Origin of the sequence: Arthrobacter sp. FW306-07-I (genome assembly GCF_021800405.1) — a bacterium.
In the GTDB taxonomy this organism is placed as follows: Bacteria; Actinomycetota; Actinomycetes; order Actinomycetales; family Micrococcaceae; genus Arthrobacter.
Genome location: NZ_CP084550.1, coordinates 2,531,989 through 2,549,438 on the forward strand (window position 1 = coordinate 2,531,989; position 17,450 = coordinate 2,549,438).

12 protein-coding genes and 1 riboswitch are annotated in these 17,450 nt (G+C 66.1%); of the genes, 2 read left to right on the forward strand and 10 right to left on the reverse strand.

Annotated elements, in window-relative coordinates:
• Positions 1–113 precede the first annotated feature (113 nt).
• From rpmA to LFT46_RS11725, 4 genes are all read right to left on the reverse strand, one after another.
• Positions 114–377, reverse strand: coding sequence for a 50S ribosomal protein L27 (gene rpmA / locus LFT46_RS11710; RefSeq protein ID WP_009372867.1), 264 nt, complete (start codon positions 375–377; stop codon positions 114–116).
• 63 nt (positions 378–440) lie between these two features.
• Positions 441–749 (reverse strand): 50S ribosomal protein L21, encoded by a 309-nt coding sequence (rplU, locus tag LFT46_RS11715; protein WP_141946370.1) that lies wholly within the window; start codon positions 747–749, stop codon positions 441–443.
• Between the two features lie 336 nt (positions 750–1,085).
• Positions 1,086–2,606, reverse strand: coding sequence for a bifunctional hydroxymethylpyrimidine kinase/phosphomethylpyrimidine kinase (gene thiD, locus LFT46_RS11720; protein ID WP_236822033.1), 1,521 nt, complete (start codon positions 2,604–2,606; stop codon positions 1,086–1,088).
• A 7-nt stretch (positions 2,607–2,613) separates the two neighbouring features.
• A riboswitch (TPP riboswitch) is annotated at positions 2,614–2,711 on the reverse strand.
• Between the two features lie 175 nt (positions 2,712–2,886).
• Positions 2,887–6,306 carry an Rne/Rng family ribonuclease gene (locus LFT46_RS11725; protein ID WP_236819754.1) on the reverse strand — a complete coding sequence of 1,140 codons (3,420 nt, stop codon included), beginning with the start codon at positions 6,304–6,306 and terminating at the stop codon, positions 2,887–2,889.
• 438 nt (positions 6,307–6,744) lie between these two features.
• Between LFT46_RS11725 and LFT46_RS11730 the strand changes: the two genes are divergently transcribed.
• Entirely contained in the window at positions 6,745–7,413 is a 669-nt protein-coding gene (locus LFT46_RS11730) for a vitamin K epoxide reductase family protein (RefSeq protein ID WP_236819756.1), read from the forward strand.
• 105 nt (positions 7,414–7,518) lie between these two features.
• On the opposite strand, the gene ndk is transcribed toward LFT46_RS11730, so the two are convergent.
• The 6 genes from ndk to LFT46_RS11760 all read right to left on the reverse strand — a co-directional run bounded on the left by ndk (position 7,519) and on the right by LFT46_RS11760 (position 14,648).
• A complete protein-coding gene (ndk, locus tag LFT46_RS11735) occupies positions 7,519–7,935 on the reverse strand; it encodes a nucleoside-diphosphate kinase (RefSeq protein ID WP_141941779.1) in 417 nt (138 codons plus the stop codon).
• A gap of 51 nt (positions 7,936–7,986) precedes the next feature.
• Positions 7,987–8,451 (reverse strand): DUF4233 domain-containing protein, encoded by a 465-nt coding sequence (locus LFT46_RS11740; protein WP_236819758.1) that lies wholly within the window; start codon positions 8,449–8,451, stop codon positions 7,987–7,989.
• 2 nt (positions 8,452–8,453) lie between these two features.
• Positions 8,454–9,812, reverse strand: coding sequence for a bifunctional folylpolyglutamate synthase/dihydrofolate synthase (locus LFT46_RS11745; RefSeq protein WP_236798594.1), 1,359 nt, complete (start codon positions 9,810–9,812; stop codon positions 8,454–8,456).
• A gap of 3 nt (positions 9,813–9,815) precedes the next feature.
• Positions 9,816–13,133, reverse strand: a complete 3,318-nt coding sequence (gene ileS, locus LFT46_RS11750; RefSeq protein ID WP_236819768.1) for an isoleucine--tRNA ligase — start codon at positions 13,131–13,133, stop codon at positions 9,816–9,818.
• Positions 13,134–13,499: 366 nt separating this feature from the next.
• A complete protein-coding gene (locus tag LFT46_RS11755) occupies positions 13,500–14,258 on the reverse strand; it encodes an SDR family oxidoreductase (protein WP_236819770.1) in 759 nt (252 codons plus the stop codon).
• A gap of 18 nt (positions 14,259–14,276) precedes the next feature.
• Positions 14,277–14,648, reverse strand: a complete 372-nt coding sequence (locus LFT46_RS11760; RefSeq protein WP_442863642.1) for a DUF488 domain-containing protein — start codon at positions 14,646–14,648, stop codon at positions 14,277–14,279.
• An 81-nt stretch (positions 14,649–14,729) separates the two neighbouring features.
• On the opposite strand from LFT46_RS11760, the gene valS reads away from it, so the two are divergent.
• A complete protein-coding gene (valS, locus tag LFT46_RS11765; RefSeq protein ID WP_236819779.1) occupies positions 14,730–17,351 on the forward strand; it encodes a valine--tRNA ligase in 2,622 nt (873 codons plus the stop codon).
• The last annotated feature ends 99 nt before the right edge of the window (positions 17,352–17,450 follow it).

Below are 17,450 nucleotides of genomic sequence, written 5' to 3' on the forward strand. Positions count from 1 at the left end.
GATCTCCTCAAATGCTGTTTACCTGGCGTCCGGAACGCCACATCGATTGTAATGCGGTTAAAAGAACAGTGGAGCGGACCCACAGGCCCGCTCCACCGCTTCAGAACTTGTTGTTACTCTGCAGCTGCAGCAGCAACGATGTTGACCACGCGACGACCGCGGCGGGTGCCGAATTCAACGGCGCCCGGGGTCAGTGCGAACAGGGTGTCGTCACCGCCACGGCCAACGCCGGCGCCCGGGTGGAAGTGGGTGCCACGCTGGCGGACGATGATCTCGCCTGCGGAAACTACCTGGCCGCCGAAGCGCTTGACGCCGAGGTACTGAGCGTTGGAATCGCGACCGTTGCGAGTGGAGCTCGCGCCCTTTTTATGTGCCATCTGAAATGCCTGCCTTTAAAATTCTGGGGAATCTGTTGGAAAACCTGAACAGTAACCGGTGGGTTACTTGATGCCGGTGATCTTGACCTTGGTCAGTTCCTGGCGGTGACCCTGGCGCTTCTTGTAGCCGGTCTTGTTCTTGTACTTCTGGATGACAATCTTAGGACCACGGAGGTCCTGGAGGATTTCAGCCGTAACAGTTACCTTGGCCAGGTCAGCGGCGGCGGAGGTGACTTTGTCACCGTCAACCAGGAGCAGTGCGGGCAGCTCGATGGTGCTGCCGGCTCCACCGGCGACGCGGTTCAGGGTAACGAAGTCTCCAACGGAAACCTTCTCTTGGCGGCCGCCTGCGCGGACAATCGCGTACACCACTTGGGAACTCACTTCTCTCGACGTTTATTACAAAATTTGCGTGCGGCACCCGGCTCGGAAATTGGCTGGGATCCCGCTGTGCCTCAACGCCGTGGATTCCCCGGGGAAATCCGTGAGCCGTCCCGGTGGAGCAGTCCGCTTGTTATACACAGCAGAATGCCCCAGGGTCATAACCCAAGTGTTGGCGTAAGCACCGAAGATCCAGAATACGCTAAATCCGTCCACGGCCGCAAATGAGGCTGGTTCCGGCGGCCCCGCTGTGGTAGTAACCACAAACCCGGCGGGCAGCACCGCAACCATGCCACTCCATCATAGCGGCGGCGCTGCCGGCAGCGGTCAGGAATGAAGTCTCGGCGCGTCGAAGAATTCCACTTCCAAGCGGCAGGACTGCTTGAACGCGGTGACCATCGCTGCTCTTTCATGGTCCGACGCTTTCCGCCCCGCCCCATCCACGATGGCGATGGCCCGGCGGGTGGCTTCGGCGAAGCCCTCGTCGGCGTAGGTGCGCAGCCACGCCGCGTAGGCGTGCCCTTCAGGCTCACAGCTGGAAAGGAACTGGGAGTGCAGCTTCCTGCCCACCTCGGCGTAGAGCCAGAAGCAGGGCAGGACGGCTGCCGCCAGGACTGCGTAGCTGCCCGACGCCGATGCTGCTGTGAGGTGGTCAACGTAGGCCTTGGTGACGGGGCCCAGGCCGCCCTGGACCGGCCGTGTGCTGAGCCAGGAGCGGTGGAGTTCCGTTTCCACTTCGAGGCAATTCTGGGCCGATCCTGCCCAGAACAATTGTTCGGCCTCCGAGGGGGCCAGGGCGCTGGTGCGGGCCAGAACGCGGGAGTACCCGTTGAGGTAAAGGGCGTCCTGGGCCAGGTAGTAGGCGAAGTCCTTCTCGGCCAGGTCTCCCGCGGCCAGGCCGCGGATGAAGTCAAGCGCGTAGATGTCGTCGAGGTCCTGTTGGGCTTCCGTCCATAGCCGGGCCGCGAAGCCGCCTTCCTGCAGTGCCGGCCGCAGATGGTGGAAGTGGTGCACTGGCCCGTTCCCCCGGCCCACTGACAGCTGGCCCGAGTTCTCGAGGGCGCCGGCCAGCCAGGGCTTGACGGTCCGCAGTGTTGCTTCCCAGTCGCCCAGGCGTGCCTGCACGGTTGCCATTGCGGAGGAAAGGGAGCATCCCGTGCCGTGGCTGTTGCGGGTGGCAATACGGGGTCCCGGGACTTCCACTATCTCCTCCCCGAGCAGGCCCGCGGTGTTGACCAGAGCGTCCGGACAGCGCTCCCCCGCCAGGTGCCCGCCCTTGACCAGGATTGTGGCCCCGGTGGCATCGGCCAGGCGCCTGCCCTGGGCCAGCGCCTCATCCCAGCTCTCCGCAGGGGCAGCGCCCATCAGCATGGCAAGCTCGGGCAGGTTGGGGGTGATGAGGTGGGCAAGGGGCAGCAGTTCCCGAAGTGCCGCTTCCGCCGATTCCTTCAGCAGCCGGTCGCCGCTGGTGGCAACCATCACCGGATCGAGAACCACGACGTCGGGACGCACCTTTTCGAGCCAGCCGCGCACAGTGCGGATCACTTCCCTGTCACCCAGCATGCCGATCTTGACGGCGTCGATGTTGATGTCGTCGCTGACGGCATCCAGCTGCTGGGCCAGGAAAGCGGCCGGAGGAACGTGCACGGCCTGCACGCCCTGGGTGTTCTGGGCTGTGAGGGCGGTGATGGCGGCCATGCCATAGCCGCCATGCGCGGCGATGCTCTTAAGGTCTGCCTGGATGCCCGCTCCGCCTGACGGGTCCGAGCCCGCGATGGAGAGGACGCGTGGAACGTCACGGCCTGCCGGCAACGCAGTGGGTGCATCGAATGCAGCTGGCAGGGGCATGGAAAGGGTTGAAGACAAGAGACATCCCTTCGCCGGTACTAGCCGGACAGGTTCAACGGGTGTGGATCTCAGCCGGCCTTTTGCGCGGCACCCCGTGTCGGTTTCCAGCCTAGCCGCTGGGGCGTATTCCCAGGAAAGGTGACAGCACCTGCCGCAAAGGGGTGGGTGCCGCACGCAGGAGTCCCCGCCCTGGGACTGTTCCCCGTGTCATTCACCGGGGAACCGTCCACAAAGCGGGGACTCCTGAATGTGTCTTTGTTGCCTGTCCGGGGCTTCCGGCTTACAGCTCCGAAGCCGGGACGCCGACGCCGAGGATAATCGGTTCCGCTGCCGCCTTGCCCGGTTCGGCGGTGGCCTGTGCCTTATCCATTTCCGGGGCCTTGGCCGCGTGCGAATGGCCTCCGGCAGTCGACTGGACGTTTTCGTGGTGCTGGACGGCGGTCTCGTTGGCGGCACCCTGCGCACGGCTGGCACCCCGGTGGCGCCGCGGACGGCGCTGCCGGGACTGTTCCAGCGTGTGGTCCGAATAGTCCTTTTCGCCTGGAACTTCCACCGCGGTGCGGGCTTCCGCTCCCCCGGCTTCAGCCCCTGATTCCGGCGTGGCCGGTGCCGGTGCGGACGGTTCGGCTGCCTGCGGCACCTCCGCGGTCCTGGCCGGAGCGTCCTCCACGGACGACGCCGGCTGGCCCAGGTGGGCGAACGCTTCAGCGAGCCGGTCCAAGGTGAGAGCCGGCTTGGGCTGCTGCTCCTCCGCATGCTCCACGAACGGAAGCGGGACTTCCTCGCCACCGAATGTCAGGACAGCCGCCGGACGCGTGGGGGCGTCGGCGTCGTGTTTCTCCTCCGCCGGAGCCGGCGCAGGCGGGGCGGCGGGCACCTGCCGGGTTGCCGCCACCTCTTCGTCGTGCAGGTGGGCGGCGTGGGCAGCAGCGGCGATGTTGGCCAGGGCAAGGCGGGTTGCTTCTGCCTTGGCATGCCGCTCAGCGTCCGTAGGGTCCGGGTGGACGGTGTGGACCTGGACGGCAGGAGCCGGAGCGGCCTCGGGCTGCTGGCCGTTGCGTCCGCGCCGCCGCTTTCGTTCGGAACGTGCGCCCGGCTGGTTGTTGTCGGTCCGCTGGCTTTCGGTGCGGTGGGCTTCCGGCCGGGCTTCGGGCCGGTTGTCATTGCGCTGGACGTGGTGGTGCTCGGCGGCCACGACATTGGCCCTGCGGTGCTCCACGGGATCGTCGTGGGTCACCACGCCGCGGCCGGCGCAGGCCTCGCACTGCTCGCCGAAGACTTCCAGGAGCCCGGTGCCCATGCGCTTGCGGGTCATCTGGACCAGGCCGAGAGAGGTCACTTCGGCAACCTGGTGCTTGGTCCGGTCGCGGCCCAGGCATTCCACCAGGCGGCGCAGCACCAGGTCGCGGTTGGATTCGAGCACCATGTCGATGAAGTCGATCACGATAATGCCGCCGATGTCGCGCAGCCGCAGCTGGCGTACCACTTCCTCGGCAGCTTCGAGGTTGTTCTTGGTGACGGTTTCCTCGAGGTTGCCACCGCTGCCGGTGAACTTGCCGGTGTTGACGTCCACCACGGTCATTGCCTCGGTGCGATCGATCACCAGGGAGCCGCCCGAGGGAAGGAAGACCTTCCGTTCGAGGGCCTTGTGGATCTGCTCGTCGATGCGCCAAGCGGAGAAGATGTCCTGGTCCTTGGTCCACTTCTCGAGGCGGCCCACCAGGTCCGGGGCCACGTAGGTTACGTAGGCCTCGATGGTGTCCCAGGCTTCCTCGCCCGAGACGATGAGCTTGGAGAAGTCCTCGTTGAAGACGTCGCGGACCACCTTGATGGTCAGGTCCGGCTCGCCGTAGAGCAGTTCGGGGGCCAGGATCTTGGTGGAGGCCGACTGGCTTTCGATGCCTTCCCACTGGGCCCGCAGCCTGTTGATGTCGTGCGTGAGCTCTTCCTCGGAAGCGCCCTCGGCGGCAGTGCGAACAATGACGCCGGCGTGCTCGGGCAGGCGGTCTTTGAGGATGCGCTTGAGGCGGTTCCGTTCGACGTCGGGCAGCTTGCGGGAGATGCCGGTCATGGACCCGCCGGGTACGTACACCAGGTAGCGTCCGGGCAGCGAGATCTGGCTGGTGAGGCGGGCACCCTTGTGGCCCACGGGGTCCTTGGTGACCTGGACCAGGACGGTATCGCCGGACTTCAGCGCGTTTTCGATGCGGCGCTGCTTGCCCTCGAGGTTCACCGCTTCCCAGTTGACCTCGCCGGCGTACAGGACCGCGTTGCGGCCGCGGCCGATGTCCACGAACGCCGCTTCCATGGACGGCAGGACGTTCTGGACCTTGCCCAGGTACACGTTGCCGATCAACGAGTCCTGCTGGGTCTTGGATACGAAGTGCTCGGCCAGCACGCCGTCTTCGAGGACCGCGATCTGGATTCTGTCGTCGCGCTGGCGAACGATCATCTGCCGGTCAACGGACTCCCGGCGCGCCAGGAACTCGGCTTCGGTGATGACCGTGCGGCGGCGGCCCGTGTCGCGGGATTCGCGGCGGCGCTGTTTCTTGGCCTCCAGGCGGGTGGAACCCTTAACGCTGGTGACGCGGTTGCTGGCGGGTGCCTCGCTCACAGTCCGCGGGGCGCGCACGCGCGTGACCGTGTTGGGGGGATCGTCGTCTTCGCCACCCGTAAGCTCAAGGTCCTGGTCCCCACGGCGGCGGCGACGGCGGCGGCGGGAGGTCACGCCGTCCTCCACCGTCCCGGCCGTGTCCTCGTCGGCTTCGTCCTGGGCGTCGGCGTCAACGCTGCCGTCCTCGTTGTCCTCTTCAGCCCTGTCGCCGATCCGGCTGCGGCCCCTGCGGCCACGGCTGCGGCGCCGGCGGCGGCTGGAGGAATCCTCAGTGTCTTCGGTTTCTTCCTCCTCAGGCTCCTCGGCGACGGGCGCTGCGGGACGGACCACAGTGCTGAGGTCCGGTGCCTGGAAGAGCACGGAGGTGGGCGACGCGGGTTCCAGGAACAGGGAAGCGAAGGGGCTTGCGGCAGCTTCAGGTTCTCCGCCGCTGGACGCGGCCGGAGTTTCCTGCGCCGGTTCAGCGGATTCCGCGGTCGGCGCGGGCTCCTGCACCGGCGCCTGCGCGGCGGCGGGCTCCTGCACTGCTTCCTGAACTGCGGCTTCAGGTGCTGCTGATCCCTCAACCACGGCTTCGGTGGCGGGAGGTGCCGGTTCGGCACTGGCGGGGGAAGCAACCTTGCGGGTGGCTACCCGACGGCGGCGGACCGGTTTGCTTTCGACGTCTGCCGCTGGTTCGGCAACAGGTGCGGCGGCGGGACTGCCAGCGGCGGCAGCATCAACAACGGGGCCGGCAGCAACGGCAGCCGACGCCCCGGCGGAGGCGTCAACGCCGGCACCGTCGGCGGCGACACGCTCGTCAGCGGGGCCGGCTTCCTCCGCGAAGGTGGGCAGCGGTTCCGCAGCCTCCACCTTCTTCCGGGCGCGGGTGCGTCGGGCCGGAGCCTTGGGCGCCTTTTCCGCGTCATCAGCCTGTGTTGCGTCGACGTGGGGGGAAACCGCTGCTTCCGGAGCCGTGGCGACGGCTTCCGTCACGTCGTCCATCGCCTTGGGAGCTGCTTTGCGCCGGGCGCGTGGGGCCCTCTTCGGTGCCGCAGCATCCGCCGCGGCTTCTACGTTAACGGCCAGTTCCTGATCATTATCCATATGTGGCAACACTCCTGCCCCTGACGTACCGCCACATCCGGCACCCATTGGGGCACATATTGTCAAAACCCGCAGGCGTTGACAGAAGTCAAGTGGATACTCCCAGGTTCGCACCGTCGTTGGGGTGCGGCAGCCCGTAGGAGCCGGTGGATGTTCTGAAAACCCGTTGTTCTGAGTGCCACAACCAGGTGCCGCCCAATGGAGTTGCGGGTGTGCCGGAAGAATCCGAAGCCTGCCCTGCTCATCATTGGCGGTCTTGGGAACAAACCACCGGACCGGAGTCCGAATGTGGATCGGCTTCCAGCCACGTTTATTCTCTCATACCCAAGCTGGATCGCCGCGGAGGCAGGGGCGGCTGTTCCCGTTACTGTGTAGTGGCACCAGCTGCCGGCGTTACAATCAGGCACAGGAGCACCGGACGAAAAGGACGCCAAACCCATGCCCAGCATCTCCCCAGTCAGCGCCCGTGAAGAGGATCGGAGCGCCGATCAACAAGCTACGCCGGCCGCTACCGTTCCGCCGATGGCCCGGAAGCGGCCTTTCGGCTGGCTGCTGGTCATCACCGGCGTCGTTGGCTGGCTTGCCTCCGGAACCCTGGTGCTGGAAAAGCTCGAAGTGCTCAAGGACCCCAGCCACACCACGGTGTGCGACGTGAATCCCTGGATCTCGTGCGGGCAGGTAATGCAGACGTGGCAAAGTTCCGTCTTCGGTTTCCCCAACATGTTTATCGGCATCGTGGCTTTCGCGATCACCACCACCGTGGGCATGGCCCTGCTTTCGGGAGCCACTTTTGCCCGCTGGTACTGGCTGGGACTGCAGGCAGGCGTCACGCTCGGCTTCGCGTTCGTGGTGTGGCTGTGGTCCCAGGCCCTGTACTCCATCCACATCCTGTGCCCGTTCTGCATGATCGTCTGGGCGGCCATGATCCCGCTCTTTGTGTGGACCACCATCAGGAACATCACCGCTGGCGTCATCCCCATGCCTTCAGGCGCAGCCCGCATCCTCGGTGATTCCGGCTGGATCATCACTGCGCTGCTGTACGTGGCCGTCATCGCCACCATCTTCTTCGCGTTCATCCAGGTCTTTGTGGGGACCTCGGGCTTCTAAGTCCGCTCCGCTCCCCCGCCAGGTGACAGATAAGGCCAATGTTCATGAAGAACATTGGCCTTATCTGTCAGTTCGCGGTCATCAGCCCCTGGGGCGGGCGAGCGGTTACTGGAACCAGATCTTGATCTCGCGCTCAGCGGAATCGGTGGAGTCGGAGCCGTGCACCAGGTTCTGCTGCACCTTCAAGCCCCAGTCCCGGCCGAAGTCGCCGCGGATGGTGCCCGGCGCCGCCGTCGTGGGGTCCGTGGTGCCGGCCAGCGAGCGGAAGCCTTCAATGACGCGGTGGCCTTCGAAGATGGCAGCCACCACGGGTCCGCTGAGCATGAACTCCACCAGCGGCTCGTAGAACGGCTTGCCCACGTGCTCCTCGTAGTGCTGCTCCAGCAGTTCACGGGTGGCGTCAACCTTCTTCAGCTCAACCAGGCTGTAGCCCTTGGCTTCGATGCGGGCCAGGATGGCGCCGGTCAGGTTACGGGCGACGCCGTCGGGCTTGATCAGGACGAGGGTGCGCTCTGTAGTCACAACTGCTCCAATGCGTTGGTGGGATTTCGGGATAAGTCTACGGGGACAGGCCTACGGGGACTGTGGCTGGGCCGGACCGGAGGCCTGGTCGGGATGGGCCGCTTCCCATTCCGACTGCTCGCGGGCGCGCTGTGCAGCTTCGCGGTCCAGCCGGATGCCGGTGCGGATGCCGTACCACCAGGCAACCGCAAAGAGGGCGCCCACCAGGAACATGGCCGGCTCGAATATGCCCGTGAGGATCAGGACGAGCTGCAGGATCCACCCCAGCCCGATGCCCCAGGGCCTGTTGAGGACTGCACAGGCGCCGATCATCACCACGCTGAGGGCAATGCCAACGCCCAGGATCAGCGCCGGCGGGAACTCACCGCGGCGGAGGCCGAACACCACCAGGGTGGCGAAAAACATCACGAAGGCTTCGAGGAGCAACACCGTGGAGGCGAACATGACCTTCGTGGAGCGCCGCTTCTTCGGCATGCCGGGGCGCCACTCACGTTGCGCTTTGGTCAGTCTGGCCATGGTCACGCCTCCGTTTTTCCAAGCAGGATCCGTGCTTCGGCCACCAGCGTGATGGACCCGGTGACCAGCACGGCGCCGGACAGGTCCTCGTTGGCTTCGGCGCGTTCCACTGCCCACTCCAGTGCGTCGTCCAGTTTCTCGGCGATGTGCACGTTGTCCTCGCCGAAGCCCAGGTCGATCGCGAGCTCCGCCAGTTCGGCGGCGGGGACGGCACGCGGCGAGTTGGACTGGGTGAAGCAGTATTCCTCCGCCACGCCTCCCAAGGATTCCTTGAGTTCGCGCAGGATCTCCTCGGCGTCCTTTTCCTTCAGTACGCCCACTACCGGCACCAGCCGGGTGAAGGTGAATGCTTCCTGGAGCGCCACCGCGGAGGCCTTGATGCCGTCGGGGTTGTGGGCAGCGTCAACGATGATTGTTGGCGCAGTGCGCACCACCTCGAGCCGGCCGGGCGAGGTGACGGCGGCGAAGCCTTCCTGCAGGACGTCGAAGGGCAATTCCTTCTCACCGCCGAAGAACGCCTCCAGGGCGGCGACCGCCACGGCGGCGTTCTGTGCCTGGTGCGCGCCGTGCAGCGGCACCAGCAGGTCCGGGTAGCGGCCGGCGATGCCCTGAATGGTGACCATCTGCCCGCCGACGGCCACTGTCCGTGACTCGACGCCGAACTCCACGCCCTCGAAGCGGAACGGCACGCCCACCTCCCTGGCCTTCTCCAGCAGCACCTGGGCGGCGTCAACCGGCTGGGCTGCACTGATGAGGTAGCCGCCGGGCTTGATGATGCCGGCCTTTTCGTAGGCGATGTCCGCCGTAGTGTCCCCCAGCAGGTCCGTGTGGTCCAGCGAGATGGGGGTGACCACCGACACCTGGCCGTCGCCCACGTTGGTGGCGTCCGTGATGCCGCCCAGGCCCACTTCGATGATGGCCACGTTGACGGGCTGGTCGGCGAAGATGGCGAAGCCCAGGATGGTGAGGCATTCGAAGTAGGTCAGCCGCGGCTGGCCCTCGGCTTCGAGCTCGGAGTCCACGATCTGCAGGTAGGGCCGGATTTCGTCCCAGATCCGGACGAACGTTTCGTCGGATACCGGGTGGCCGTCGATGCTGATCCGTTCGGTGACCTTGGACAGGTGCGGGCTGGTGTAGCGGCCGGTGCTCAGGCCCTGGGCGCGGAGCACGGACTCGATCATGCGGGCTGTGGACGTCTTGCCGTTGGTGCCGGTCACGTGGATGATCGGGTACGCCTTGTTGGGCTCGCCGAGCACGTCCATGGCACGGAACAGCGGCGCCAGCCGGGGCTCCATTTTGTTCTCGGGCGCCCGTCCCAACAGTTCGGCGTAGACGCTTTCCACGGAAAATTCGTCGGACATGTCCTAGGCCTCCACTTTTTCAACCACGACGGCGGGTTCGGAAAGGTCAGCCGGTTCAGCCGCCAGATCCACGGTCAAGGTCTCGCCCTTGACCAATTCGGCGTTGGCCAACAAGGCATCCACCACGTTCTGCCCGGCTTTGACGGTGGTCCGGATCCGGTCGCTCACGTTGAGCCCGGCATCCTTCCGGGCCTGCTGGATGGCGCGGACCATGTCGCGGGCCAGGCCTTCGGCTTCAAGCTCCGGGGTAACTTCCGTGTTCAGGACCACGAACCCGCCGCCGGGCAGCACGGCGACAGCTGCCGAACCGCCGTCGGACTCCGCCACCACCGTCTCCAGCGTGTACTCCTGGGGCTCCAACTGAAGGCCGCCCGCGGTGACAACACCGCTTTCGTCCACCGACCAGTCGCCGGACTTGGAGCCCTTGATGGCCACCTGGACGTTCTTGCCCAGGCGCGGGCCTGCGGCGCGGGCGTTTACTACCAGCTTCTGCTGGATGCCGAACTCCTCCGGGGAGGCCGTGGCGGCGTCCAGCAGGCGGACGGACCGGAGGTTGAGTTCATCGGCGACGACGGCGGCAAAGCCTTCCAGCGCGTCTGCGCCGGGTGCCACCACGGTGAGTTCCTGCAGCGGCAGCCGGACCCGAAGGTTGGCTGCCTTGCGGAGCGAGGAGCCGGTGGAGCAGATCTGCTGGACCCGGTCCATGGCTTCCACCAGGGACGGGTTCGCCGGGAAGAGGTCCGCATCCGGCCAGTCGGCAAGGTGCACGGACCGGCCGCCGGTCAGGCCGCGCCAGATCTCTTCCGAGACCAGCGGCAGCAGCGATGCCGCGGCGCGGGTAACGGTCTCCAGGGCGGTGAACAGCGCATCGAAGGCGTCCTGGTCCTCGTCGAAGAACCGCTGCCGGCTGCGGCGGACGTACCAGTTGGTCAGCATGTCCAGGTAGCTGCGCAGCGAGTCGCAGGCACCGGAGATGTCGTACGTGTCCAGCTGCGCGGTCATGCTGCGCACCAGGTCGCCGGTGTTGGCCAACAGGTACTGGTCCAGGGTGTCCCGGTAGCCCTCGTAGCGCAGGTTCGCGTCATAGCCGGCACCGCCGTTCGCGGCGTTCGTGTACAGGGTGAAGAAGCTGTACACGTTCCACAGCGGCAGGATGACCTGGCGGACGCCGTCGCGGATGCCCTGCTCGGTGACGATCAGGTTGCCGCCGCGGAGGATGGGGCTGGACATGAGGAACCAGCGCATGGCGTCCGAGCCGTCGCGGTCCAGGACTTCGGAAACGTCGGGGTAGTTGCGCAGGCTCTTGGACATCTTCTGGCCGTCGGAGCCCAGCACAATGCCGTGGCTGATGACGTTCTTGAAGGCGGGACGGTCGAACAGCGCCGTGGACAGGATGTGCAGCATGTAGAACCAGCCGCGGGTCTGGCCGATGTACTCCACAATGAAGTCAGCCGGGTTGTGCGTGTTGAACCAGGCTTCGTTCTCGAACGGGTAGTGCACTTGGCCGTACGGCATGGAGCCGGAGTCGAACCAGACGTCCAGGACGTCCTCCACACGGCGCATTACGGACTGGCCCTCTTCGGGGGTGCGGGGGTCGTCCGGGTTGGGCCGGGTGAGTTCATCGATGAACGGGCGGTGCAGGTCCACCTGGCCGTCCTTGTTGAGGGGCAGCCGGCCGAAGTCCGCCTCGATCTCCGCAAGGGAGCCGTAGACGTCGGTGCGCGGGTACTCGGGGTCCGTGGACTGCCACACGGGGATGGGGCTGCCCCAGAACCGGTTGCGGCTGATGGACCAGTCGCGGGCGTTTTCCAGCCACTTGCCGAACTGGCCGTCCTTGACGTTGCCGGGGATCCAGTTGATCTCCTGGTTCAGTTCGGACATCCGGTCCTTGAACTTGGTGACCTCCACATACCAGGAGGACACGGCGCGGTAGATCAGCGGGTTCCGGCAGCGCCAGCAGTGCGGGTAGCTGTGCTCGTAGCTGGCCTGGCGGACCAGGCGGCCCTGGGCGCGGAGCACCTGGGTGATGGGCTTGTTGGCCTCGAAGACCTGCAGGCCGACGATGTCGTGCAGGTCGCCGTGCTTGAACAGCGGCAGGAACTTGGCGCCCTCGTCCACGGAGAGCACCACGGGGATGCCTGCCTCCTCGCACACCTTCTGGTCGTCTTCGCCGTAGGCGGGCGCCTGGTGGACGATGCCGGTACCGTCGGTGGTGGTCACGTAGTCGGCCACCACGAAGCGCCAGGCGTTCTCCATGCCGTACTTCTCGTTGTCGGCGAAGTCGTCCCAGAGCCGCTGGTACTCCAGGCCTTCCAGTTCGGCGCCGGTGTGGGTGGACACGACGGCGGCTTCCGCAGCTTCGAAGCTGTCATAGCCCAGGTCCTTGGCGTAGCTGCCCAGCAGGTCGGCTGCGAGCAGGAAGCTGCCATTGACGGGGGCGTCGACAGATGCGGCCTTGATGCCGTTGGGCCCCGCGGGCAGCACGGCGTAGGTGATGGAAGGCCCGACGGCGAGTGCGGCGTTGGTGGGCAGTGTCCAGGGGGTGGTGGTCCAGGCGAGGGCCTGCACGCCGGCAAGCTCCCTGGAAAGCTCCGACTCCCCCGCAAGGATGGGGAACGTGACGGTGACAGTCTGGTCCTGCCGGTTCTTGTAGACATCGTCATCCATGCGCAGCTCATGGTTGGACAGCGGTGTTTCGTCCTTCCAGCAGTACGGAAGGACGCGGTAGCCGTTGTAGGTCAGGCCCTTGTCGTGGAGCTGTTTGAAGGCCCAGAGGACCGATTCCATGTACTCGACGTTGAGCGTCTTGTAGTCGTTGTCGAAGTCCACCCAGCGGGCCTGGCGGGTGACGTAACTGCGCCACTCGTCGGCGTACTTCATGACGGACGCACGGCAGGCGTCGTTGAACTTGTCGATGCCCATGGCTTCGATCTGGGTCTTGTCCGTCATGCCCAGCTGCTTCATCGCCTCGAGCTCGGCGGGCAGGCCGTGGGTGTCCCAGCCGAACCGGCGTTCGACGCGCTTGCCGCGCTGGGTCTGGTAGCGGCCCACCAGGTCCTTGGCGTAGCCCGTCAGGAGGTGGCCGTAGTGCGGCAGCCCGTTGGCGAAGGGCGGCCCGTCGTAGAACACGAACTCGTTGCTGCCCGGCTCGCCGCCGGGAACGTCGGCGCTGCGCTGGTCGATGCTGGCCTGGAAGGTGCCGTCCTGGTCCCAGTACTTCAGGATGCGCTCTTCGATCTCCGGAAACTTCACGGAGGCGGATACGCCGGCGCTGCCGTTGGGGGAAGTGCTGGAGGCTGAGGCCTTGGGGTAAAACGTCATGTTCGACATCCTGGGTTGAGCGTGGTGAACCCCCGGCAGGGCCGGACGTTCCGTTCAGGATGCGAGGACGGCTGCCGTGCCGTCCCGAAGACGTCACGCCCACCGCGGTACCACCTCACTTACCGGCGCTGCGTGTTCCGTGAGGAACACCTGCCGCTCCGGCCTCTCATTACTGCTGTGACGGGCTTACCCGTCCGGTTCTACTGACGCGGTGCGCCTTGGAGGCAGCGGCCGCGGGTTCTTCCGGAAGCTCACCGGTGATTGCCGGGTCATAGCCATTGAAAAGTCTACTATCGCCACAGCTCCAGTGCCATTCAGAGGGCCGGGGCGGCACAGGCCTTCCCGCCCGAAGCCCTTCCTGCCCGCTCAGCCCTTCCTGATGAGCTTGTAGTTGGCGGCCTGTGCCACCGGCCGGATGACGATCTGATCCAGGTTGACGTGGTGCGGGACCGTCACCGCGTACCGGACGACGTCGGCCACGTCCTCCGCCGTCAAGGGCTTCTCCACGCCCTGGTACACCTTGCCGGCGGCCTGCGGGTCCCCCAGGCGGTTCAGGGCGAACTCCTCGGTCTGCACCAGTCCCGGCGCCACCTCGATGACCCGGAGGTTGTGCTCTGCTTCCTCAAGCCGGAGGGCGTTGGTGAGGGCGTGCTGGCCGAACTTGGCGGCGTTGTAGCCACCGCCGCCCTCGTAGGCATCCAGACCGGCGGTGGAAGTCAGGTTCAGCACCGTTCCTTCCCCGGTGGCCCGCAGCATCGGCAGGAAGGCCCGGGTGAGCTTCATGGTGCCCAGGACGTTGACGCGGTACATCCACTCCCAGTCCGCCGTGCTGGCGTCGGCCACCTTGTCGGCGCCGCGGGCGCCGCCGGCGATGTTGATCAGTGTGTCGATGCCGCCCGCCTCGGTGACCTGCGCGAGCAGCCGGGACACGTCGTCGTCCTCTGCAATATCTGCGGGAATTGCGATGGCGCCTGTTTCGCTTTCCAGGGCCGCCAGGCGCTCTGCGCGGCGTGCCACGGCGAAGACCGTCCACCCGTCGGCGCGCAGCGCACGCACTGCTGCCTCCCCGATTCCGCTGCTCGCTCCGGTTACCAGTGCTGCCTTCTTCTGCAAGTCCTCAGTCATGGCACCACCCTAGCGGGATCAGCCGGGTGGCCGTCCCAGGAGGTAATCAAGCAGGACTCTGGCATTGTTTTCCTCTGTGTTGCGGGCAGCGTAGAGGAGGGTAACCCGGGCGCGGCCGGCGGCCACCTCCAGCAGGGTCTCCACTGCCGGATTGGAGTCCAGTTCCAGCCGGTAGCGTGCGCTGAAATCGGCGAACCGCTCCGGGCGGTGGTTGAACTCCTTGCGCAGTTCCGTGGAGGGCGCAACGTCCTTGAGCCAGAGGTCGACGGCGGCACTTTCCTTGGGCACCCCACGGGGCCAGAGCCGGTCCACCAGCACCCGGAAGTCGTCGCCGATCTCCGGCTGCTCGTAGATGCGCTTCACTCGAAACGTGTCCTGAATATCGCCCATACGGCGCATGCTACCCGCGCCCGTGCCCCGCCGGGTCCTGCGGGTTGGGTGGGATGGAAGCCGGCATGAAAGAATTGCCCAATGGCTGAAGACACGCAGGGTACAGACACGCCCACCACCGCCCCCATCAACGTCCCGGACAAGCCGGCCCTCGAAGGCCTCGAAACCGCGCTCACCCAGCGCTGGCTGGCCGAGGGAACCTACAAGTTCAACCCCGACACCACCCGGGAGCAGGTCTACTCGATCGACACTCCCCCGCCCACCGCGTCGGGATCCCTGCATGTGGGGCACATGTTCTCCTTCACCCAGACGGACGTCCAGGCCCGCTACATGCGCATGACCGGCAAGAACGTCTTCTACCCCATGGGCTGGGACGACAACGGACTGCCGACGGAACGCCGCGTGCAGAACTACTACGGCGTCCGCTGCGATCCCGCCATCCCCTACAACGCCGACTACCGGCCCCCGGCACAGCCTGCCAGGAACCAGCGCGATTTCGACGTTGTGTCGCGCCAGAACTTCATCGAACTGTGCGAGGAACTGGCTGTCGAGGACGAGAAAGTCTTCGAGAACCTGTTCCAGACCCTGGGCCTGTCCGTGGACTGGGACCTGACCTACCGCACCATCGATGACACCTCCCGGGCAGTGTCCCAGCGCGCCTTCCTGGCCAACCTGGCCGCCGGCGACGCCTACATGGCCGAAGCGCCCACACTGTGGGATGTCACCTTCCGGACGGCCGTCGCGCAGGCCGAGCTGGAGGACCGCGAAGTTCCCGGCGCCTACTACCGCTACCCCTTCTTTACCGAAGACGGGGACAAGGTCTTCATCGAAACCACCCGCCCGGAACTGCTGGCTGCCTGTGCCGCGCTGGTGGCAAACCCCGACGACGAGCGGTACCGGCCGCTGTTCGGCAAGACGGTGAAGTCCCCCCTCTTCGGCGTCGAGCTCGAGGTCAAGGCCCACCCGCTGGCCAAGGCGGACAAGGGTTCCGGCATCGCCATGGTGTGCACCTTCGGTGACCTCACAGACGTCACCTGGTGGCGGGAACTGCAGCTTCCCACGCGCGCCATCATGGGCCGCGACGGCCGTATCATCGCCGAAACCCCCGACTGGATCACCAGCGAGGCCGGCAAGCAGGCGTACGCGGCGATCGCCGGCAAGACTGCCTTCTCCGCCAAGGAAGCCGTGGTGGAACTGCTCAAGGAAGCGGACCTCCTGGACGGGGAACCGAAGAAGATCACCCACCCGGTGAATTTCTTCGAGAAGGGCGACAAGCCCCTGGAAGTGGTCACGTCCCGGCAGTGGTACATCCGCAACGGCGGGCGCGACGAAGAACGCCGCGAACGGCTCATCGGCCGGGGCAAGGAGATCGACTTCCACCCGTCGTTCATGCGCTCCCGCTACGAAAACTGGATCGCCGGCCTGAACGGTGACTGGCTGGTTTCCCGCCAGCGCTTCTTTGGCGTCCCCATTCCGGTGTGGTACCCGCTCGATGCACAGGGCAACCCGGACTACGACAACCCCATCCTGCCCTCCGACGACCTGCTGCCCGTGGACCCCGCGGCCGACGTCGCCCCCGGCTTCGACGAGGCACAGCGCGACCAGCCCAACGGCTTCACGGGTGACGCGGATGTCCTGGACACCTGGGCCACGTCCTCCCTGACCCCGCAGATCGTGGGCGGGTGGAGCCGGGACGAGGACCTGTTTGCCAAGGTCTTCCCCTTCGATCTCCGCCCCCAGGGCCACGACATCATCCGCACCTGGCTGTTCTCCTCCGTGGTCCGCGGTGATGCACTCCAGAAGTGCGCGCCCTGGAAGCACGCGGCCATTTCCGGCTGGATCCTGGACCCGGACCGCAAAAAGATGTCCAAGTCCAAAGGCAACGTGGTGGTCCCCACTGATGTCCTGAACGAGTACGGCTCCGACGCAGTCCGCTACTGGGCTGCCTCGGCGCGGCTCGGCGCCGACACCGCCTACGAGATCGCCCAGATGAAGATCGGGCGCCGCCTGGCCATCAAGCTGCTGAATGCCTCCAAGTTCGTGCTGAACCTCGGCGCCACGGAGAACTCTGTGCTGTCGGGCGACCTCGGTGTCCTGACCAATCCCTTGGACCGCGCACTGCTGGCCCAGCTGGCCGACGTCGTGGCCCAGTCCACCAAGGCGTTCGACAACTACGACTACGCCCGCGCCCTGCAGCTCACGGAGTCATTCTTCTGGCAGTTCACGGACGACTATGTGGAGCTGATTAAGGACCGCGCGTACGGGGCTGCGGGCGAAGCGGAGCAGGCATCCGTGCTTGCCGCCCTGGCCACCACCCTGGACACCCTGCTGCGGCTGTTCGCACCGTTCCTGCCCTTCGCAACGGAGGAAGTATGGAGCTGGTGGCGCAACGGGTCCGTGCACCGGGCCGCGTGGCCGGCAGCGCTGGAGATCCCCGGTGGGGACACCACCATGCTGGCGACGGTCGGCGTGGCCCTCAGCGGTGTCCGCAAGGCCAAGTCCGAGGCAAAGGTCAAGCAGCGCACCGAAGTGCTGTCCGCCACCATCACAGCCCCGGAGATGCTGACTGCACAGCTGCAAGCCGGGCTGGCTGATTTGAAGGCGGCGTCCAACGCCCGGGAAATCACCCTGGTGGTGGGAGAGGGAGACCTCGCCGTGACCGATGTTGCCCTCGCTCCGAGCGACGAGCCCGCCAAGGCCTGATCCTGATCACGCCTGGTCCCGGACACCCCGGGTTCCAGACACAGGGGAAGCCCCATCAGCGTGTTGCCGTTGGTGGGGCTTCGACTGTTTCGACCATCC

Coding starts and splice junctions, on each gene's coding strand:
- rpmA (WP_009372867.1), bottom strand. CDS start 377: ATGGCACATAAAAAGGGCGCGAGCTCCACTCGCAACGGTCGCGATTCC.
- thiD (WP_236822033.1), bottom strand. CDS start 2,606: ATGCCCCTGCCAGCTGCATTCGATGCACCCACTGCGTTGCCGGCAGGC.
- LFT46_RS11725 (WP_236819754.1), bottom strand. CDS start 6,306: ATGGATAATGATCAGGAACTGGCCGTTAACGTAGAAGCCGCGGCGGAT.
- LFT46_RS11730 (WP_236819756.1), top strand. CDS start 6,745: ATGCCCAGCATCTCCCCAGTCAGCGCCCGTGAAGAGGATCGGAGCGCC.
- LFT46_RS11740 (WP_236819758.1), bottom strand. CDS start 8,451: ATGGCCAGACTGACCAAAGCGCAACGTGAGTGGCGCCCCGGCATGCCG.
- LFT46_RS11745 (WP_236798594.1), bottom strand. CDS start 9,812: ATGTCCGACGAATTTTCCGTGGAAAGCGTCTACGCCGAACTGTTGGGA.
- ileS (WP_236819768.1), bottom strand. CDS start 13,133: ATGACGTTTTACCCCAAGGCCTCAGCCTCCAGCACTTCCCCCAACGGC.
- LFT46_RS11755 (WP_236819770.1), bottom strand. CDS start 14,258: ATGACTGAGGACTTGCAGAAGAAGGCAGCACTGGTAACCGGAGCGAGC.
- LFT46_RS11760 (WP_442863642.1), bottom strand. CDS start 14,648: ATGGGCGATATTCAGGACACGTTTCGAGTGAAGCGCATCTACGAGCAG.
- valS (WP_236819779.1), top strand. CDS start 14,730: ATGGCTGAAGACACGCAGGGTACAGACACGCCCACCACCGCCCCCATC.